Raw genomic sequence first — 14,960 nt, 5'->3', positions numbered from 1 at the left:
TGGTTATTGAACGGTTTCCTCGAAAGGACTGAAACGATGGCACGAACCCATGGCCGCGGTGGCGCGGGCATCCGCAAGACGAATAAGAAGGGCGCTACCAAAGGCTCCGGCGGCCAGCGCCGCAAGGGCCTAGAAGGCAAGGGCCCCACCCCGAAGGCCGAGGACCGCGTCTACCACGCCAAGCACAAGGCGAAGCTGGAGCGTGAGCGCCGCAACTCGGGGCGCCACCAGAAAGAAACCGCAGAGATGGTGGTGGGCCGCAACCCGGTCATCGAGTGTCTGCACGCCAAGGTGCCGGCCACCACGCTCTACATCGCTGCCGGAACTCGCAATGATAAGCGGCTTTCCGAGGCAGTGTCCATGTGCAATACCCGCAATATCCCCATCATCGAGGTCCAGCGCCACGAGATGGACCGCATGACGGGAAATGGCATGCACCAGGGCATCGGCTTGCAGATTCCGCCGTACAAGTACGCCGCGGTGGAGGATTTGATTGCCAACGCCGCCGAGAACCCGCGCCCCGGCATGTTCGTCATCCTGGATAACATCACCGATCCGCGCAACCTGGGTGCCGTCATCCGTTCCGTGGCCGCTTTCGGCGGCGATGGCGTGATCATTCCAGAGCGCCGTTCGGCTTCTGTCACCGCGGTGGCCTGGCGCACCTCAGCTGGTACCGCTGCCCGTTTGCCGGTCGCCCGCGCAACGAATATCACGCGCACCGTGAAGGAATTCCAGAAAAACGGCTACCAAGTCGTCGGCCTCGACGCCGGCGGGGATCACACGTTGGATACCTATGAAGGCGGCACGGACCCCGTGGTCATCGTCATCGGCTCCGAGGGCAAGGGAATTTCGCGCTTGGTCAGCGAAACTTGCGATGTCCTTATGTCCATTCCCATGACCGGGTGGGTTGAATCCCTCAACGCCTCCGTTGCCGCGGGCTCGGTGCTATCCGAGTTCGCGCGCCAACGCCGCGCCGCCGCAAAATAACCCGTTCTTACCCTGCCGGCTCACCGCCTTGGACTATCGCCGGAGGCCATGCTGGTCATGTTTCGAGCGCTCAGAATCACCGGCGCGGGTGCAAGCCCAGCGTCAAAAGGCACGCTGGGTCCTTTGCGGGCACAACCTTCTGAGTGCGAAACGTTGTGGGCCGCAACGATTAACCATTATCTGCCCAGGGCGGCAGCCATCGGATGGTTCCGTTGACCCGGGCTAAGTGCCCGCGCAATGGCGGGGCGTTGGGATCGTCGTCATTCACGCCATTGTGGTACGGACAGGCGATGGTCAAGTTTCGCGGGTTGGTCTCGCCACCATTTTTCCAGGCATTGAGGTGGTGAACCTGGCATTCATCGGCGGGGTAGCGGCACTCCGGCCACGTGCAGACCGGGTTTTCGGCCGCTGCCATCAGGCGTTGCTTTGCAGAGGCAAAGCGCGAGGTGCGGTAAAGGTTTACCGGACCTTCCACTGGATGAATGAGGGTGACGTAGCCGTGCTCGGTAAACGCCCGTCGCACCAGATCAGCACCGGTCATTGTGGCGCCATTGGTCAGCTGGACCACGACATCGCCGTCAGAGCCAGAACCATGGGCAGAGTCAGCGCCAAGGTTCGCGCTAGGGTCAGCAGCGGCGTTGGAGCCCGAGCCGGCGGCTGAGCCGGAATCGGTGCTGGGTTTCGAGTTTGTGCCTGCGGATGAGCCGGCGCGGGCGTTGGAGCTCGAGCCAGGCTTGGAGCTTGAACCGGAAGGGGAGCCGGAGCCGAAATCGACGATGCGGTCGAGCTCGTCGAGGCGGAGCACGACATTGGTCGTCACGCTGGGGCGGGCGGCGGCCTCGCCGTGGAAGATATTCTGCACAGAGGCAAGCGGGGCGTCCTTATCAATCGCGGCGTGCATATCGGCGATATCGGCGGACGGGCCGGTAATGGACATTGTCCAGGGGCCGTCAGCGCGGCGATAAATCTTCACGCCGGGCTGGCGCTTCACGGGGCCCTTGAGCTCTTTGACGCGGGCGCGGCCCCGCTTATCGATATCCGAGACCTTTCCCTTCATCCCACACAATTCGCGCCGCAGCGCCCACGCATCGCGCTTTTTCTTCAGCTTGGCGGCGTGGCGCTCGATGGTAAGCAATGCCGTGAGGCTGTGCCCATTGGCGCGGCTCGCGGCGATGGACTCGCGTTGTTGGCGGCGAAAGGTGGTGGTGCCGAAGTAGGTTTCGGCAAGCGTGAGCAGGCGGGTGGCGGTGGTATCGGGGCACCCGGCCGCAATCAGCGCGCGCACAGACATGCCGTGGCAGTTGGCGATGATATCCATGCCGGGTGCCAGGCCCTTGAGAAATGTCTGCAGCGCGTTCATGCCCCAGAGATTAAAGAGCCTCGCAAGCCCGCGCTAGCCGATGCCCCACCTCCCTGTGGACAACTGCCCTTAAGCGTCACCTAAGCCGAAGAATTCGCGGACTTTATCCACAGCATTGAAGGAATCCGTATTTGGTCCTATGCTCAGCGGCGTTTCTTTGCTAGAGGGGATCACGTGCCCGAGGCCTTCCATGGTCCACAGCTCCACGGGAAAGTCGCCGTCGTAGTAGGTGGACGTTATCCCGGGAATGGGCTGGCTTTCGCGGGGCGGGCGGCAGCCATTGGCGAGTGCGAAGTGTTCTGCGGTGACGGGAGCAGATAGCACGCACCCGCGGGTTTGCTGCCCATCGATGCCGGCAAGCCCGCCATCATAGGGTGCAATCGGGTCTTCGGTGCCGTGGATAAAAAGCAGCGGGGTAGGCCGGTAGCCATCGGGGTGGGTGGGCGCGTGGTTGGAACCCTCGCCCAGCGTGGAGGCGAAGACGCAGGCACGGGTGAGGGTAAAGGGGGCATCGTAAAGCAGGCGCAGCACCATCTGCCCGCCGTTGGAATAGCCGGCGGCGAAGGTGCGCGCGGTGGAGTACTCGCGCTGCATGGTCTCGATGAGGAAGGTGCTAAAAGCAACGTCGTCCACCCCGAGCTCACGGGCGCGGACCGGCAGATCGGCGCGGGTGTCGTTGAAGTGGTGGCCGATGCCGTCGGGGTAGACGACGAGGGTATTGGTGGCATCGGCAAGCGCGTCCACCGTGCCGTTGGTAAAGCGGCGAATGACGTTGGCGGACTGGTGGGAGCGGTGGAAAAACAGCAGTAAGTCCGGCTGGGGCCCGAGCTCCTCGGGCTCGATGACGATGAAGCGGCGGGTGTGGCCAGCCACATCCGCGGTGCGACGATGAATATGCATGCCCGCCGATTTTAGTCGGCGTGGTGGGCCTCTGCGGCGCTGCGATTATCGGCGTGGAAATGCTTGGCCGCTACCTCATCGCGGATAGCGCGCTTGTCCTGCCGCCAGCCGATGAACCGGCACACCAGGTAGATCACAAAAGAAATGGTGGTCACGAAGACGGAGACCGGTAGGCCTGGCGCCAGCGAAAGGATGAAACCGCCCACGGCGGAGACCTCGGCGAAGATGGTGGACCACAGCACCGCGCGTAGCGGCGAGGAGGTGATCTGTACCGCCGCCGCGCCGGGGGTGATAAGCAGCGCCATGACGAGCAGCGAGCCGACGATTTGCACCGACTGCGCTGCGGCGAGGCCGACGAGGACGGCGAAGGCGACGGAGATGGCGCGGGTGGGCACGCCGGCGGCGCGGGCCATATCAGGATCGGCGGAGGCAAAGAGCATGGGCCGCCAGAGGAAGCCGACGGCGGCGACGATGATGACCGTGGTGGCGGCCAGCAGCCATACCGAGGCGGAGGATACGCCGACGATTTGGCCGGTCAGAAGCGTCATCGCCGTATTGGAATTGCCGGGGTAGAGGTGCAAGAACAGCACCGAGAGGCCCAGGCCAAAGCTCATGACCACGCCGATGGCGCTGTCTTGTTGGCCCTTAAAGCCCAGCATGGCCAGGATGATAGCGGCGACGATGGCGCCGGCAACCGCACCGAAGCCCAGGTTGAGTCCGAAAAGCAGCGCCGCGGAGGCACCCATGAGCGCCAGCTCAGAGGTGGCGTGGACGGAAAAGGACATCTGGCGCAGCACGATGAGCGAGGTCATCACGCCAGACAGGATGCCCAGCAGCGCGGAGGCGATGAGCGAGGACTGCACGAAGTCCACGCTGAGCAAGTATTGGGTATCTTCCCAGAAGCTAGACAACGATGAGCCTCCCGTCGACGTTTAAGACATTGACCTTGGAACCGTACAGCTCCGAAAGCACCTCAGAGCGCATGACCTCATCGACCGGGCCGAAGGTGTGGCCATTGGGCGCGATGTAGAGGACCTTATCCGTCACCCCGAGCACGGGGTTGATGCCGTGGGTGACAAAGACGATGGACGTCCCGCGCTCGCGGCGCAGCGAGTCCAGCTTGTCAACCGTGGCGTTTTGCCGGGCGGGGTCGAGGGAGAGGAGGGGCTCATCGGCAAGAATGAGGTCCGGGTCATTGGCCAGGGCTTGGGCCTGGCGGATGAGCTGCTGCTGGCCGCCGGATAGCTGGCCGACGCGCCGGTCCCGCAGCCCCGTGGCACCCACCTCTTCCAAAAGCTCGTCCACCCGTCCACGGGGTGGGTGCCGGTGCCGGAATACCCCGTGCGCCACGGAGAGCGAAACCAAGTCGCGGGCGCGCAGGGGAAGGTCAGCGGGGAACATGCGCTGCTGGGGGATGAACCCGACCCGGCAGTTGACATCGACGCGGCCGCTGGTGAGCGTGCGGGTGCCGAGGATGGTGCCCAGCAGGGTGGACTTGCCCACGCCATTGGGGCCTAAAACGGCGATAAACTCGCCGCTGTCCACGGCGAGATTAAGCTGCGACCACAGCGGGTCTACTGCGGCCTCATGGAATTCAACGAGCACTAGTGCTTCCCCAGCTTGCTGGTGACTTCGTCGTAGTATTCCCAGAACTTCTTGCCGTCCGGCGGGGTTTCGCCGATTTCTACGATATCGACGTCGTTGTCCTCTGCGGCGGACTTGATGCGGCTGGCGGTATCGGTTTCGGTCTGGGGGTTGAAGATGAGGAGATCGACCTCGCCATCGTCAATGGCCTTGATGAAGGCGGCGACATCGGCAGTAGCGGGCTCGCCCTCGGAGATGGTGGCCTTGCGGAAGCACTCGGGGGTGACGTCCTTGGTGTCGGTGTACTTCATCAGGTAATCGGCGATGGGCTCGGTCTGCGCGTAATTCAGGCCATCTGGAAGCTCCTTGAGCTTATCGCGCAGCTGATCCACGTGGGAGTCGATCTTCTCGGTGGTGGCGCCGGCGTCGGAGTATTCCTCGTTGATTTGGTCCGCGATGGAGCCTGCTACCTCCTCCAGGGCGGCGGGGTCGTACCAGATGTGCTCGTTGCCCTCGATATTGGTGACCTTGTCCGGGTCATCCTTGGCGGTGGCCTTCGCGGCATCGATGGTCATGACATCGGGGTCCTCGTCCAGCTTGCCGTGGTCCGTCAGGGGCAGGGCGGAGATGATGTTGTCCTGATCGGCGACGGCCTGGTAAATCCAGGCATCGTAGCCGCCGCCGTTGACCACGAGCATATCGGCGTCATTGGCCTTGGCTACATCGGCCGCGGTGGGCTCGAAGTGGTGTGGGTCGGTGTCATTGCCTTCCACGATGGGTTTTACCTCGATGTCGATGCCGGAGGCGGTATCGGCCACCGCCTGGGCAACATCGGCCCAGATGGATGTGGAGGCGACGATGGAAAGCTTCTTTTCGCCGGAGTCGGATCCGGAGCCAGATCCAGAATCTGCGGAGCACGCGGCGGTGAAAAGGAGGCCACTTGCTGCGAGTAGGGCTGTTGTTGCGCGTAGTGACGTGTGCATACCCTCCAGTGTGCGTTTGCTGGCAATCATTGTCAATTGAATATGTATTGAAAATCCAGCGGCGGGGCGCAGGGTAAGGTAACAGGCATGGTTAAACGCAGCCCCACCCGGAAGACACTGGCCTCCCTCGCCGCGGAGCTGGGGGTTTCGCGCACAACCGTATCCAACGCCTATAGCCGCCCTGACCAGCTCTCGCCGGCGACGCGGGAGCGCATTTTGGCCGCGGCCAAGGCGCGCGGGTACCCGGGTCCCGATCCCACGGCGCGCAGCCTGCGCACCCGCCGCGCCGGGTCGGTAGGCGTGCTGCTAACCGAGCACCTGTCCTATGCCTTCGAGGACATGGCGTCGGTGGATTTCTTGGCGGGCATGGCGGAGGCATCGGCAGGCGCGCAGACCACGCTGACGCTGATTCCCGCAGGCCCGGAAGGCGAGGCGGAGGCGACCAGCCTGGTGGGTTCGGCCGCGGTGGATGGCTTCGTGGTCTATTCGGTCGCCGCGGGCGATGCCTACCTCGCGGCCGCGCGGGGCAGGGGCCTGCCGCTGGTGGTCTGCGATCAGCCCACCGATGCGGAGCTGCCGTTCGTGGGCATTGATGATCGCGCGGCAATTGCCCCAGCGGCGCGTGCGCTTATCGATGCCGGGCACCGCCACATCGGCATCCTCGCCATCCGCCTGCGCCTGCAGCGCCACGACGGCCCGATTTCCTGGCAGGAAGTCCAGGATGCGGAGATGCACGTGCAGCGCTCGCGGGTGATGGGTGCGCTCGACGTATTCGCCGAGGCGGGTATCGCGCCCGAATCCGTGCCCGTGGTCACGCAGCACATTAACGATGCCCATACCACCCGCGCCGCCGCCGAGCTCCTGCTCGAGGCGCACCCGGAGCTTACGGCCGTGCTGTGCACGACCGACTCCATGGCGCTCGGCGTGCTGGCCTATGCCCGCGAGCGGGGGCTCAGAGTGCCAGAGGATTTATCCGTGACAGGCTTTGACGGCATCGATGCGGCGCGGCGCCTCGACCTAGCCACAGTCATCCAGCCCAATAAGGCCAAGGGGGCTGCGGCCGGGCACATGCTGGAAAAACTCATCGCGGGCGCGACAGACACGGCGGGCTCGGCCAGCGCGAAAGCGGCGTCACGAGGTGCTGACGAGGCTGAGACGGTGCCGCGGCGGGTGCTGCAGACGCGGTTCGCGCCGGGGAAATCGGTTACTGCACCGCGGCCGCGCGGGCGGTAGCGAGCTCGGTGAGGAAGTGGGCGACGGCGTCGACATCGGCAAGCTGCACGGCGGCGATGGAATCGCCCTCGCCCACCTTGACGCCCACGTCCGGCGGCTGGTGGACGGCGCGGAAGCCGTCTTCATCGGTGACGTCATCGCCCAAGAACACCATGGCGGTGGCGTCGGTGCGCTCGCGGAGGGCCTCTAGCCACGTGCCCTTGGTGGCGGTGGTGGCAGAAAACTCGATGACGGACTTGCCTGCGGTGCGCGGGAAACCGGCGGTATCGAGCGCCAGGCCCGCCTCGTAGGCGGCCGCGCCCTGCTCTGGGTTCTCCAGCTCGAGCGAGCGCAGGTGCAGCACGCGCTGGAAGGGCTTGACCTCGAGTTCCGCGCCGGGGAAGCGGTCTATGATGCCGCGGATTTCTTCCTCCTTGCGCGCAAGGTGATCGCGCATGGCGGGGGTGAGCTCGGTCTGCTGCCAGGAGGATTCGGCGCCGTGGGAGCCGCCGAAGAGGACGGGGTGGCGCAGGGGGCACACGCGCTGCAGGCCCTCGAGGTGGCGCCCGGACAGCACCGCGGCCGTGGTGCGCGGCAGGTGGGCCAATTGGTCGAGGGCGCGGGCGGCATCGGCGTTGATTTCCACGTCATAAATGGCGGTGGCAAACGGAGAAAGCGTGCCGTCAAAATCAGAAACCACGGCGAGCTCTTCTGCCGCGGCCAAGGCCTTAATGGTGGTAGAAAGCGTCATGGCATCACATGCTACCCGCGGGAGACCAGCTTGATGGAGGGCGAATCTACCTCATCGGTATCCAGTTCCAGGATGAGCTGGTTATTGCTGTTGACGGTGTAGATAAAATCATTATCCGAGCTAATGAGGTTGCGCAGCAGGTTATCGGCCCACACGGAACCGCCCTCGCAGTCCTCATCGGTGTCGTCGTACTTGACCTCATCGAAGTGGAGTTTATTGCCGTCGCGGATATTTTCGCGCTCATCATCGGCGGTGTAGCTCAGCCGGGCCGCAAGGCGGGTGCAGCCAGTGGTGCCCACCATGGTGGATTCGCCAAAGCTAAATTCCGGCGCGTGGGGAATCGACTCCGGGATGGTAGAGGCCGCGTCGGGCGCGATATTGATGGAGACGACCTGCCACTGCTTGTCCACGATCCGGTCATCGCCCGCGGGCTGCGGGGCGTCGTCTTCGGAACCGCAGGCGGCAAGCAGCGTGACGATGCCCAGCGCGGTCGCTGCAGCGGCGCGTGCGCGGGGGTGGGAAGGAAGCATTAGGAGTCCTTTCCGTGCGGGTCGGGAGTGTGCGAGGTGGTGTCGGTGCGGGTAGTACGCAGGCAGCCCAAAAAGGACTGCGACCACAGCCGCACATCGTGGCTCATGACCTGTTCGTGCATGGTGAGCATGCGCTGGGTCATGGTGAAGGGGGCATCGGAAAGCGCGCGCACGGCGTTGAGCAGGGCGCGTTTGACGGACTCGATGTCGAAGGGATTGCACAGGTAGGCCTCATCGAGCTCCGCGGCGGCGCCGGCGAATTCCGAGAGCACCAGGGCGCCGGAACCGTCATCGTGACAGGCCACGAACTCCTTGGCCACGAGGTTCATGCCATCCTTAAAGGGTGTGACCAGCATGATATCGGCCATGCGGTAGTAGCAGCGCAGCACGTCCTTGGGCACGCCGCGGTGCTGGTAGTGCACCACGGGGTGGCCCATGCGGGAAAAGCGGCCATTGATGCGGCCGACGGCCTCCTCGACCTGGGAACGGGTGGCCTTGTAGTGGTCGAGGCGCTCGCGCGAGGGTGTGGCCAGCTGCACCAAGGTGACCTCTTCCGGGTCCAGGGCGCCGGTTTCCAAGAGCTCCTCGAAGGCGGTCAGGCGCTGTAAGATGCCCTTGGTGTAATCGAGGCGATCCACGCCCAAAATGATGCGCTTGGGGCTGCCCAAATCCTTGCGCAATTGAGCCACGCGGCGTTTATCCTCGTCGCTAAATTGGCCGAAATCCTGCGCGGCGATGGAAATGGGGAACGCGCCCACGCCTACGGTGCGGCCGCCGGGGAGGCGGATATGGGCGGTGACATCGCGGGTGGTGGCCTCCCCGCGCACCTCGAGGCCCTGGCGGCGGGCTAATTCCAAGAAATTGCGGGCATTGGCCTCCAAGTGAAAGCCGACCAGGTCTGCTCCCAGGATGCCGCGCACCGTTTCCTCGCGCCAGGGCAGCTGCCGGAAAAGATCGGGGGAGGGGAACGGGATGTGCAGGAAGAACCCGATGGTGAGATCGGCGCGCATTTGCCGCAGGATGCCCGGCAATAATTGCAGCTGATAGTCCTGCACCCAGACCGTCGCGCCTTCTGCGGCCACGTGGGCTACCTCGTCCGCGAAGCGGAGGTTGACCTCGCGGTAGGCATCCCACCAGTCGCGGTCATAGGTTGGGGTGACGATGAGATCGTGGTAGAGCGGCCACAGCGTGGCATTGGAAAAGCCCTCGTAGAAGGCCTCAAAATCGGCCTCAGTAAGCCTGACCGGGTGCAAGAGCACCCCAGCCTCGGTGCGGAAGGGCTCCGGCGCGGCATCGGCGACGCCGGGCCACCCCACCCAGCAGCCCTGGTGCGCTTCCAGCACCGGCGAGAGCGCGGTGACCAGACCGCCAGGCGAGGCCGTCCACGTCTGACTGCCATCGGACGCGGTGGTTAAATCTACCGGCAGGCGGTTTGCCACTACTACGAAGTCATTGCCGCGCTCACTCATAGTCCAAGACTAGCTTAAGACTTCTTGGTCGACTTCTTTGTTGCTTTCTTCGTCGACTTCTTGGTGGACTTTTTGGCCGCCTTGGTGGTCTTCTTGGTCGACTTCTTAGTGGACTTCTTCGATGCCTTGGAGGTCGACTTCTTGGTGGACTTCTTCGTGGATTTCTTCCGCGCGGCATCGGCCTGTTCAGCCAATACCTTCTTGTGCACCAGGCCCTTGGGCTCGACACCCAGCATGGACATCAAGGTCACGCCGTCCAAAAAGTCTTGGGAGTAGGTGGCCACCACGCGGCGGGCGGCGCGGGCGGTTTCCTCTGCCAGGGCAATATCTTGTTCTGCCTGTGGGTGCGTGTCTTGGACCTTGGGTGGCACGGCGAGTCCTCCTGAATGTTGGGAAAGCTATCAGGCTAAATATTGTACGCTACCGGCGGCGTTTAGGGCTCCTCGGGTTCCTCCCCGCCGGGCTTGGCGGATCCGGATTCCTCCGGCGTGGGCGATTTCTGCCCGGGCACCGTATAGGTGGTGCGCTCGGCATCCTGCGGCTGGGCCGGCCACTGGGAACCCGCCGGCCACAAATCCTTCGCGGGAGTGGTCCCCGGCGCGTGCTGCTGCGTGGGCGCCTGCTGCGGTGGCTTTGGTCCTAGCGTGGGCGGCAATTCGGGGCGGTTGACACGTGGGGCAAAGGGGGACATCGGCACGCGCGGGATGCGCGGGGCCTTGCGCGCCAGGTTCGTTGCCTTGTGGAAGGAGAACCGGCCGATGCGCTTGAAAGCGGAGTACGGGCGGAAGTACTTCGGGCGGCGCAAGCGGCGGGCGACGCGCTCGCCAAAGACGACGCCGGCTGCCAGCGCGCCGGAGATGGCCAGCGCGGTGGCAAGGTTGGTAAAGCCGGTAATCATCTGCTCGTTGATGGAGGCATACATGCCGCGGTACAGCATGAGGCCCGGCAGCATGGGCGTATAGCCCACGATCATCGTAATGAGCGGCGGGATGCCCCACCGGCGCGACATCAAACCGCCGGCCAGGCCCACCACGATGGCGGATAAGCCCGAGGCAATCACCGGGCCAACGCCGAAGGGCACGACCACGAAGTAGTAGAAGACCATTCCGGCGGCCGCCGTAAGCCCCGAGAGGGTAATTTCTATCCAGTTAGCCCCGCAAGCCAGCGCGAATGCGGCCGAACCCGTGCCGCCGAGCAGCACCAGAAGGGGAATCTTGTGATAAACCGGCGGCGCCAAGGTGCCCATTGGGGGCAGGTCAAAGCCCATGGCAGAGGCCAGCTGGATGCCCACACCCACACCGGCGATGATCGCGCCCGTCGATAACAGCGCAGAGAAAAAGCGCGCGGAAGAGGTGACGGGGGAGCGGGTGATGCCATCGACAAGCGATTGCACCAGCGTCAGCCCCGCCACCAGCACGATGATTCCGGACGCAATAATCTGCGCCGGCGACATATTAATGCCGAAGGCGGCGGCAACGTTATACAAAATCGCGGCCGGGAAGACGGCCAAGAAGCCGCCGACGACGTTTTGATAAAAGGGCGGCAGGCGGTAATTGGCCAACCAGTCATTAAGCCCCATAATCAGCGCGGAGACCACGAAGGCAATGAGACCCACGAGGAGGTCGCCGCCGAGCATCATGGAAATCAGGCCACCCATGCCGCCCCAGCCGAGCATCACCGTGGACGGCTTATATGGCGCCGGCATGCGGTCGATGTCATCCAGGCGCTTTTCCGCCATAGCGGGCGGGACCTTACCGGAGTGGATATCGCGGATGAGCCGGTCTACTTCCGAAAGCTTGGAAAAGTTCACGCCCACATCCGGCACCACGCGAAAGACGTGGAGGTTCTGGCGCTTATCGCCCGTGCCGATCGCGGTGTGGATGGTGATGGTATTCATCAAAATATCCACGTGGCAGTAGTGCAGGCCGTATGACGACGCCGCCAGGTGGACCTGCGCGCGGGCATCCGAGTTGGCGGATCCTGCGCTAATGAGCAGCTCGCCGATGCGCGCGGCAATCTCCATCACGCCCGTAACTTGGGCGGAATCGGTCAGATCGACCGGGGCGAGTGGCGATGGTGGGGGTGCGGCTTTGGCCGCGTCAATGATGGCGACTTGGCCTGCGGATACGCGCAGGTGCTCCCGCATAGCGGACAGTAGTGACACGAAAATAACCTTCGAAAAAGCGGTGGGACACTAGTAATAATTTCAGCCTGAACTTTAACCCTTGTGGGGCGCAAATGCATACAAGGGGGACCGGCTTTCCACTTGGGCGAGGTCCTCGGGTACCATGCAACGAGCGGAAGAAATTCCGCGGTGCTGGAGTGGCGCAATTGGTAGCGCAACGCACTTGTAATGCGTAGGTTGCGAGTTCAAGTCTCGTCTCCAGCTCAACCTCGTTAACAGGATGGTCAAACTGAGGGAGTTTTCTTGTTAAGGTTTGATATCTGACAGATTTTAAATTTTCGGGTAGTTGTTCAATGAATATCTATATTGATGATTCGGGTTGTGGTGGATTTAAGTTTGGCCTAGGGTCGTCTATTCATTTGGTATTTGCAGCCATTATTTTTGATTTTCCAGCCTCATTAGAAAGGTTGTCTAACGGTATAGCTGAAAAGAAAAAAGCCTATAACTATCAAGGTGAAATTAAATTCAACAAGTCCTCTGATGAAGCTAGGGGGGCCCTCTTGAGAGTGGTTGGGGAAAGTGATTGTCGTATTCGGATAATTAGTGCGGATAAGCGTTTTATATATAAAAAACATTTACGTCAGAATCCTGCAGCTCTCAAGTCATATCTAATTAGAATGTTGCTCTCCGAGCATGACGGTACGATATCGGATGCAAAGATTTTCATCGACGGGAAAGATACTAAAGGTTTTTCCACGGAACGGTCTGATGAAGATTATTTTCTTCGTATGTGCAATCGGAAATACGAGAATACTGCTAATCAGATTCGATTTGTTGATTCAAAGGAAAACGTTGGTATTCAGGTCGCAGATCTGGTAGCGGGGGCATGCCGTTCAGCACTTGACTGTGGGAAAAATGAGCTTTTTAGCTTAGTCGAGCCGAAAACTCGGAGAAAAGTCGGGGGCACAAATTGGGACTTTACGACTAAGGAAGTTAGAAACGCTATAGCTGAAGATAAATACGTTCAGCCTTGGAGAATGAAAAAATGAAAAGCGGCCTAGCTACCTAGCTGACGCACGCACACCATACGGTGACTATTCGGTAGAAAGGCCTCGGTGTCTCTAACTATAGTGTGACAACGGTAATAATGCAAAGTGGGTTGCTTCCGGAATTTATCTCATGCACATGGCTTACCGCGTGCTCCAATGGATTTTAATGTAGGCGTAAATTTGTCACCGTATGACGTGTAGCTGAAACGACTTGAGGAGTGCCTTCGAATTCGACATTTCTTCGTATTTTAGGCACCGATGGTAAGTCTGCGGCTACTGCTCCTTATGGGATGACCGACCTCTCTAATTTTGGGTTATTGCGTAGTCGAGTGTGAGCTATGAATCATTGGTTCCTACTAGCGGGATTCCTAAGTTGCGTGCAGCATACCGGGAGAGTCAGTGCCGTGTTTTTCCAGCGGGACCTAGCGGAAGGCACCCAGTCGTAGCGTGTTGGGGGCGGATAGAACGGCTAGCGAAGCAATATTAGTGCGCTGACAGCGCCCCGGACTTCGGGTTGTCGCGGAAGCACCAGGCGGTCAGTGCTGCGAAGACTAGGGCCAGGCAGGCAAGCCCGCCGACGGTGAGGAAATACGCGGAATCATACGCCGCCGCGGCGGTGTCGTGCGTGGCGGGCGATAGGAGGGCGTCGGTGCCTTGCGGGGCGAGGGCATCGGGAAGCTTGTGCGTCATCAGTAGCGGCATGAGGGAGCCGGTAATGGCGATGGAGAGCAGCGTGCCGAACTCGTAGGACACGGCTTCCACACCAGAGGCCATGCCCGCCCGGTGGGAGGGGGCGGCATTAATGATGGCGGTAGAAGAAACGGACATCGACGAGCCGGCGCCCAAGCCGGTGAGGATGAGGCCGGTAATAAATACCGCGAGGTTATCGGCGCGGTCGGCCCAGATGATGCTCAGCATGCCAACGGACATGCTGAGGAAACCGCCGCTGATGATGGGCAAAAAGCCCACGCGGTGCAAGACGCTGCCGCCCGCAATGGCGGTGGGGATGGCCGCAAGCGCCATGGCGGAGATGAAAAGGCCGGCGTCGAGGGGTGAGAGGGCATCGACAAGCTGCAGCTTTTGGGTGGTTAAAAGCTCAAGGCCCGTAAGGCCAAACATGGCGCCGCCGGCGGTGAGCACGCCGCCGGTAAAGGTGGGTGAGTGGAAGATGTCAAAGGTTAAAAGCGGATCACTAAGTCGGCTTTGCCGGTGTGCAAAGGCTGCGGCGCCGAGCAAGAAAGCGGCAATGGAGCAGACCAGCAGCATGACATTGATTTTGGTGGCCGCCGCAGTTTTAATGGCCAGGACCAGGCTGGACAGGGTAATAAGCGCATAGAACGAGGACGGGAAATCCCAGTGCTTATGCGGATTCGGCAGGTTGGGCGGGCCAAGGAGGAAGGTAAGAACAATGGCGAGGGTCACGATGGGCACGTTGATCAAAAAGACCGAGCCCCACCAAAAATGCTCTAAGAGGAATCCACCCACGGTGGGCCCGGCGGCAGCGCCCACGACGGCGACGGAACTCCAGATGCCGATGGCTTTATTGCGCTCTACTTCGTTGGGGAAGGTCAGGCGGATAAGCGCCAGGGTGGAAGGCAGCATGATGGCAGCGCCTAAGCCCAATAAGGCCCGGCCGGAAATGAGCAGCCAGGCATTGGGTGAATAAGCCGCCATGAGCGAGGCGGTGCCGAAGGTGGCTAAGCCAATGAGGAACATCAGACGGTGGCCAATGCGGTCGCCCAATGTGCCGGTGCCAAGGAGCAAACCCGATAGGACCAGCGTATAGGCGTTGATGATCCACAATTGCTGCATATCTGTGGCGTGCAGCTGCTGCGTTAGTTGGGGCAGTGCCGTATATAGGATGGAATTATCCAAGCCCACCATGAGCAGCCCCAGGGACACCACGGCAAAGAAGGACCACCGCTGCGCTGGGGTGGAGGAGGATGTCGCGGCCGCCTGGTGCGGGGGCTGTGTCGCTGTATCAGGTGTCTCGATGCTCATCGCTAGAAA

At 61.9% G+C, this 14,960-nt stretch carries 14 protein-coding genes and 1 tRNA gene; 4 read left to right on the top strand and 11 right to left on the bottom strand.

The window, feature by feature from the left end; all coding sequences use genetic code 11:
- The first annotated feature begins 36 nt into the window (after positions 1 to 36).
- Complete coding sequence (gene rlmB / locus ABRP66_RS06520; RefSeq protein ID WP_023023899.1) at positions 37 to 987, top strand: 23S rRNA (guanosine(2251)-2'-O)-methyltransferase RlmB; 951 nt, start codon at positions 37 to 39, stop codon at positions 985 to 987.
- 169 nt (positions 988 to 1,156) lie between these two features.
- On the opposite strand, the gene ABRP66_RS06515 is transcribed toward rlmB, so the two are convergent.
- The 5 genes from ABRP66_RS06515 to ABRP66_RS06495 all read right to left on the bottom strand — a co-directional run bounded on the left by ABRP66_RS06515 (position 1,157) and on the right by ABRP66_RS06495 (position 5,862).
- Positions 1,157 to 2,347, bottom strand: a complete 1,191-nt coding sequence (locus ABRP66_RS06515) for an HNH endonuclease signature motif containing protein (protein WP_349838485.1) — start codon at positions 2,345 to 2,347, stop codon at positions 1,157 to 1,159.
- 69 nt (positions 2,348 to 2,416) lie between these two features.
- Positions 2,417 to 3,247, bottom strand: a complete 831-nt coding sequence (locus ABRP66_RS06510) for a CE1 family esterase (protein ID WP_349838484.1) — start codon at positions 3,245 to 3,247, stop codon at positions 2,417 to 2,419.
- Between the two features lie 11 nt (positions 3,248 to 3,258).
- Positions 3,259 to 4,158: a metal ABC transporter permease gene (locus ABRP66_RS06505; protein ID WP_349838483.1), complete on the bottom strand. Its 900-nt coding sequence runs from the start codon at positions 4,156 to 4,158 to the stop codon at positions 3,259 to 3,261.
- Positions 4,151 to 4,852: a metal ABC transporter ATP-binding protein gene (locus tag ABRP66_RS06500; protein WP_349838482.1), complete on the bottom strand. Its 702-nt coding sequence runs from the start codon at positions 4,850 to 4,852 to the stop codon at positions 4,151 to 4,153. The genes ABRP66_RS06505 and ABRP66_RS06500 overlap by 8 nt, the downstream gene beginning before the upstream one ends.
- Positions 4,852 to 5,862 carry a metal ABC transporter solute-binding protein, Zn/Mn family gene (locus tag ABRP66_RS06495; RefSeq protein WP_502879909.1) on the bottom strand — a complete coding sequence of 337 codons (1,011 nt, stop codon included), beginning with the start codon at positions 5,860 to 5,862 and terminating at the stop codon, positions 4,852 to 4,854. Before ABRP66_RS06495 ends, ABRP66_RS06500 begins: the two co-directional genes overlap by 1 nt.
- Positions 5,863 to 5,901: 39 nt before the next feature.
- On the opposite strand from ABRP66_RS06495, the gene ABRP66_RS06490 reads away from it, so the two are divergent.
- Positions 5,902 to 7,047 (top strand): LacI family DNA-binding transcriptional regulator, encoded by a 1,146-nt coding sequence (locus tag ABRP66_RS06490; protein WP_284782668.1) that lies wholly within the window; start codon positions 5,902 to 5,904, stop codon positions 7,045 to 7,047.
- Here the strand turns inward: ABRP66_RS06490 and otsB are convergent.
- The 5 genes from otsB to thrE form a co-directional block, all read right to left on the bottom strand.
- A complete protein-coding gene (otsB, locus tag ABRP66_RS06485; RefSeq protein WP_284782670.1) occupies positions 7,019 to 7,777 on the bottom strand; it encodes a trehalose-phosphatase in 759 nt (252 codons plus the stop codon). The two genes, ABRP66_RS06490 and otsB, sit on opposite strands and share 29 nt — an antisense overlap.
- A gap of 11 nt (positions 7,778 to 7,788) precedes the next feature.
- The gene (locus ABRP66_RS06480; RefSeq protein ID WP_284782672.1) at positions 7,789 to 8,307 is read right to left on the bottom strand and encodes an META domain-containing protein; all 519 of its coding nucleotides are present in this window, start codon (positions 8,305 to 8,307) and stop codon (positions 7,789 to 7,791) included.
- Positions 8,307 to 9,776, bottom strand: coding sequence for an alpha,alpha-trehalose-phosphate synthase (UDP-forming) (locus tag ABRP66_RS06475; RefSeq protein WP_349838480.1), 1,470 nt, complete (start codon positions 9,774 to 9,776; stop codon positions 8,307 to 8,309). The genes ABRP66_RS06480 and ABRP66_RS06475 overlap by 1 nt, the downstream gene beginning before the upstream one ends.
- A gap of 14 nt (positions 9,777 to 9,790) precedes the next feature.
- Positions 9,791 to 10,147: a hypothetical protein gene (locus tag ABRP66_RS06470; protein WP_349838479.1), complete on the bottom strand. Its 357-nt coding sequence runs from the start codon at positions 10,145 to 10,147 to the stop codon at positions 9,791 to 9,793.
- Positions 10,148 to 10,209: 62 nt separating this feature from the next.
- The gene (gene thrE / locus ABRP66_RS06465; RefSeq protein ID WP_284782676.1) at positions 10,210 to 11,940 is read right to left on the bottom strand and encodes a threonine/serine exporter ThrE; all 1,731 of its coding nucleotides are present in this window, start codon (positions 11,938 to 11,940) and stop codon (positions 10,210 to 10,212) included.
- A 152-nt stretch (positions 11,941 to 12,092) separates the two neighbouring features.
- Between thrE and ABRP66_RS06460 the strand changes: the two genes are divergently transcribed.
- Both ABRP66_RS06460 and ABRP66_RS06455 read left to right on the top strand, forming a co-directional pair.
- Positions 12,093 to 12,165, top strand: a tRNA-Thr gene (locus ABRP66_RS06460).
- An 89-nt stretch (positions 12,166 to 12,254) separates the two neighbouring features.
- Positions 12,255 to 12,950, top strand: a complete 696-nt coding sequence (locus ABRP66_RS06455) for a DUF3800 domain-containing protein (RefSeq protein ID WP_349838478.1) — start codon at positions 12,255 to 12,257, stop codon at positions 12,948 to 12,950.
- Between the two features lie 483 nt (positions 12,951 to 13,433).
- On the opposite strand, the gene ABRP66_RS06450 is transcribed toward ABRP66_RS06455, so the two are convergent.
- Complete coding sequence (locus ABRP66_RS06450; RefSeq protein WP_296089024.1) at positions 13,434 to 14,951, bottom strand: MFS transporter; 1,518 nt, start codon at positions 14,949 to 14,951, stop codon at positions 13,434 to 13,436.
- Positions 14,952 to 14,960 lie beyond the last annotated feature (9 nt).

The organism is Corynebacterium sp. KPL2680 (assembly GCF_040225675.1).
GTDB lineage: Bacteria > Actinomycetota > Actinomycetes > Mycobacteriales > Mycobacteriaceae > Corynebacterium > Corynebacterium rhinophilum.
Note: the sequence above shows the minus strand (reverse complement) of the source record. Positions and strands in the feature narration are given on the sequence as shown.

Bases quoted from the DNA above. Each gene is read 5' to 3' on its own strand.
- ABRP66_RS06510 (WP_349838484.1), bottom strand. From the start codon at position 3,247: ATGCATATTCATCGTCGCACCGCGGATGTGGCTGGCCACACCCGCCGC.
- otsB (WP_284782670.1), bottom strand. From the start codon at position 7,777: ATGACGCTTTCTACCACCATTAAGGCCTTGGCCGCGGCAGAAGAGCTC.
- ABRP66_RS06490 (WP_284782668.1), top strand. From the start codon at position 5,902: ATGGTTAAACGCAGCCCCACCCGGAAGACACTGGCCTCCCTCGCCGCG.
- ABRP66_RS06450 (WP_296089024.1), bottom strand. From the start codon at position 14,951: ATGAGCATCGAGACACCTGATACAGCGACACAGCCCCCGCACCAGGCG.
- rlmB (WP_023023899.1), top strand. From the start codon at position 37: ATGGCACGAACCCATGGCCGCGGTGGCGCGGGCATCCGCAAGACGAAT.
- ABRP66_RS06480 (WP_284782672.1), bottom strand. From the start codon at position 8,307: ATGCTTCCTTCCCACCCCCGCGCACGCGCCGCTGCAGCGACCGCGCTG.
- ABRP66_RS06515 (WP_349838485.1), bottom strand. From the start codon at position 2,347: ATGAACGCGCTGCAGACATTTCTCAAGGGCCTGGCACCCGGCATGGAT.
- ABRP66_RS06475 (WP_349838480.1), bottom strand. From the start codon at position 9,776: ATGAGTGAGCGCGGCAATGACTTCGTAGTAGTGGCAAACCGCCTGCCG.
- ABRP66_RS06455 (WP_349838478.1), top strand. From the start codon at position 12,255: ATGAATATCTATATTGATGATTCGGGTTGTGGTGGATTTAAGTTTGGC.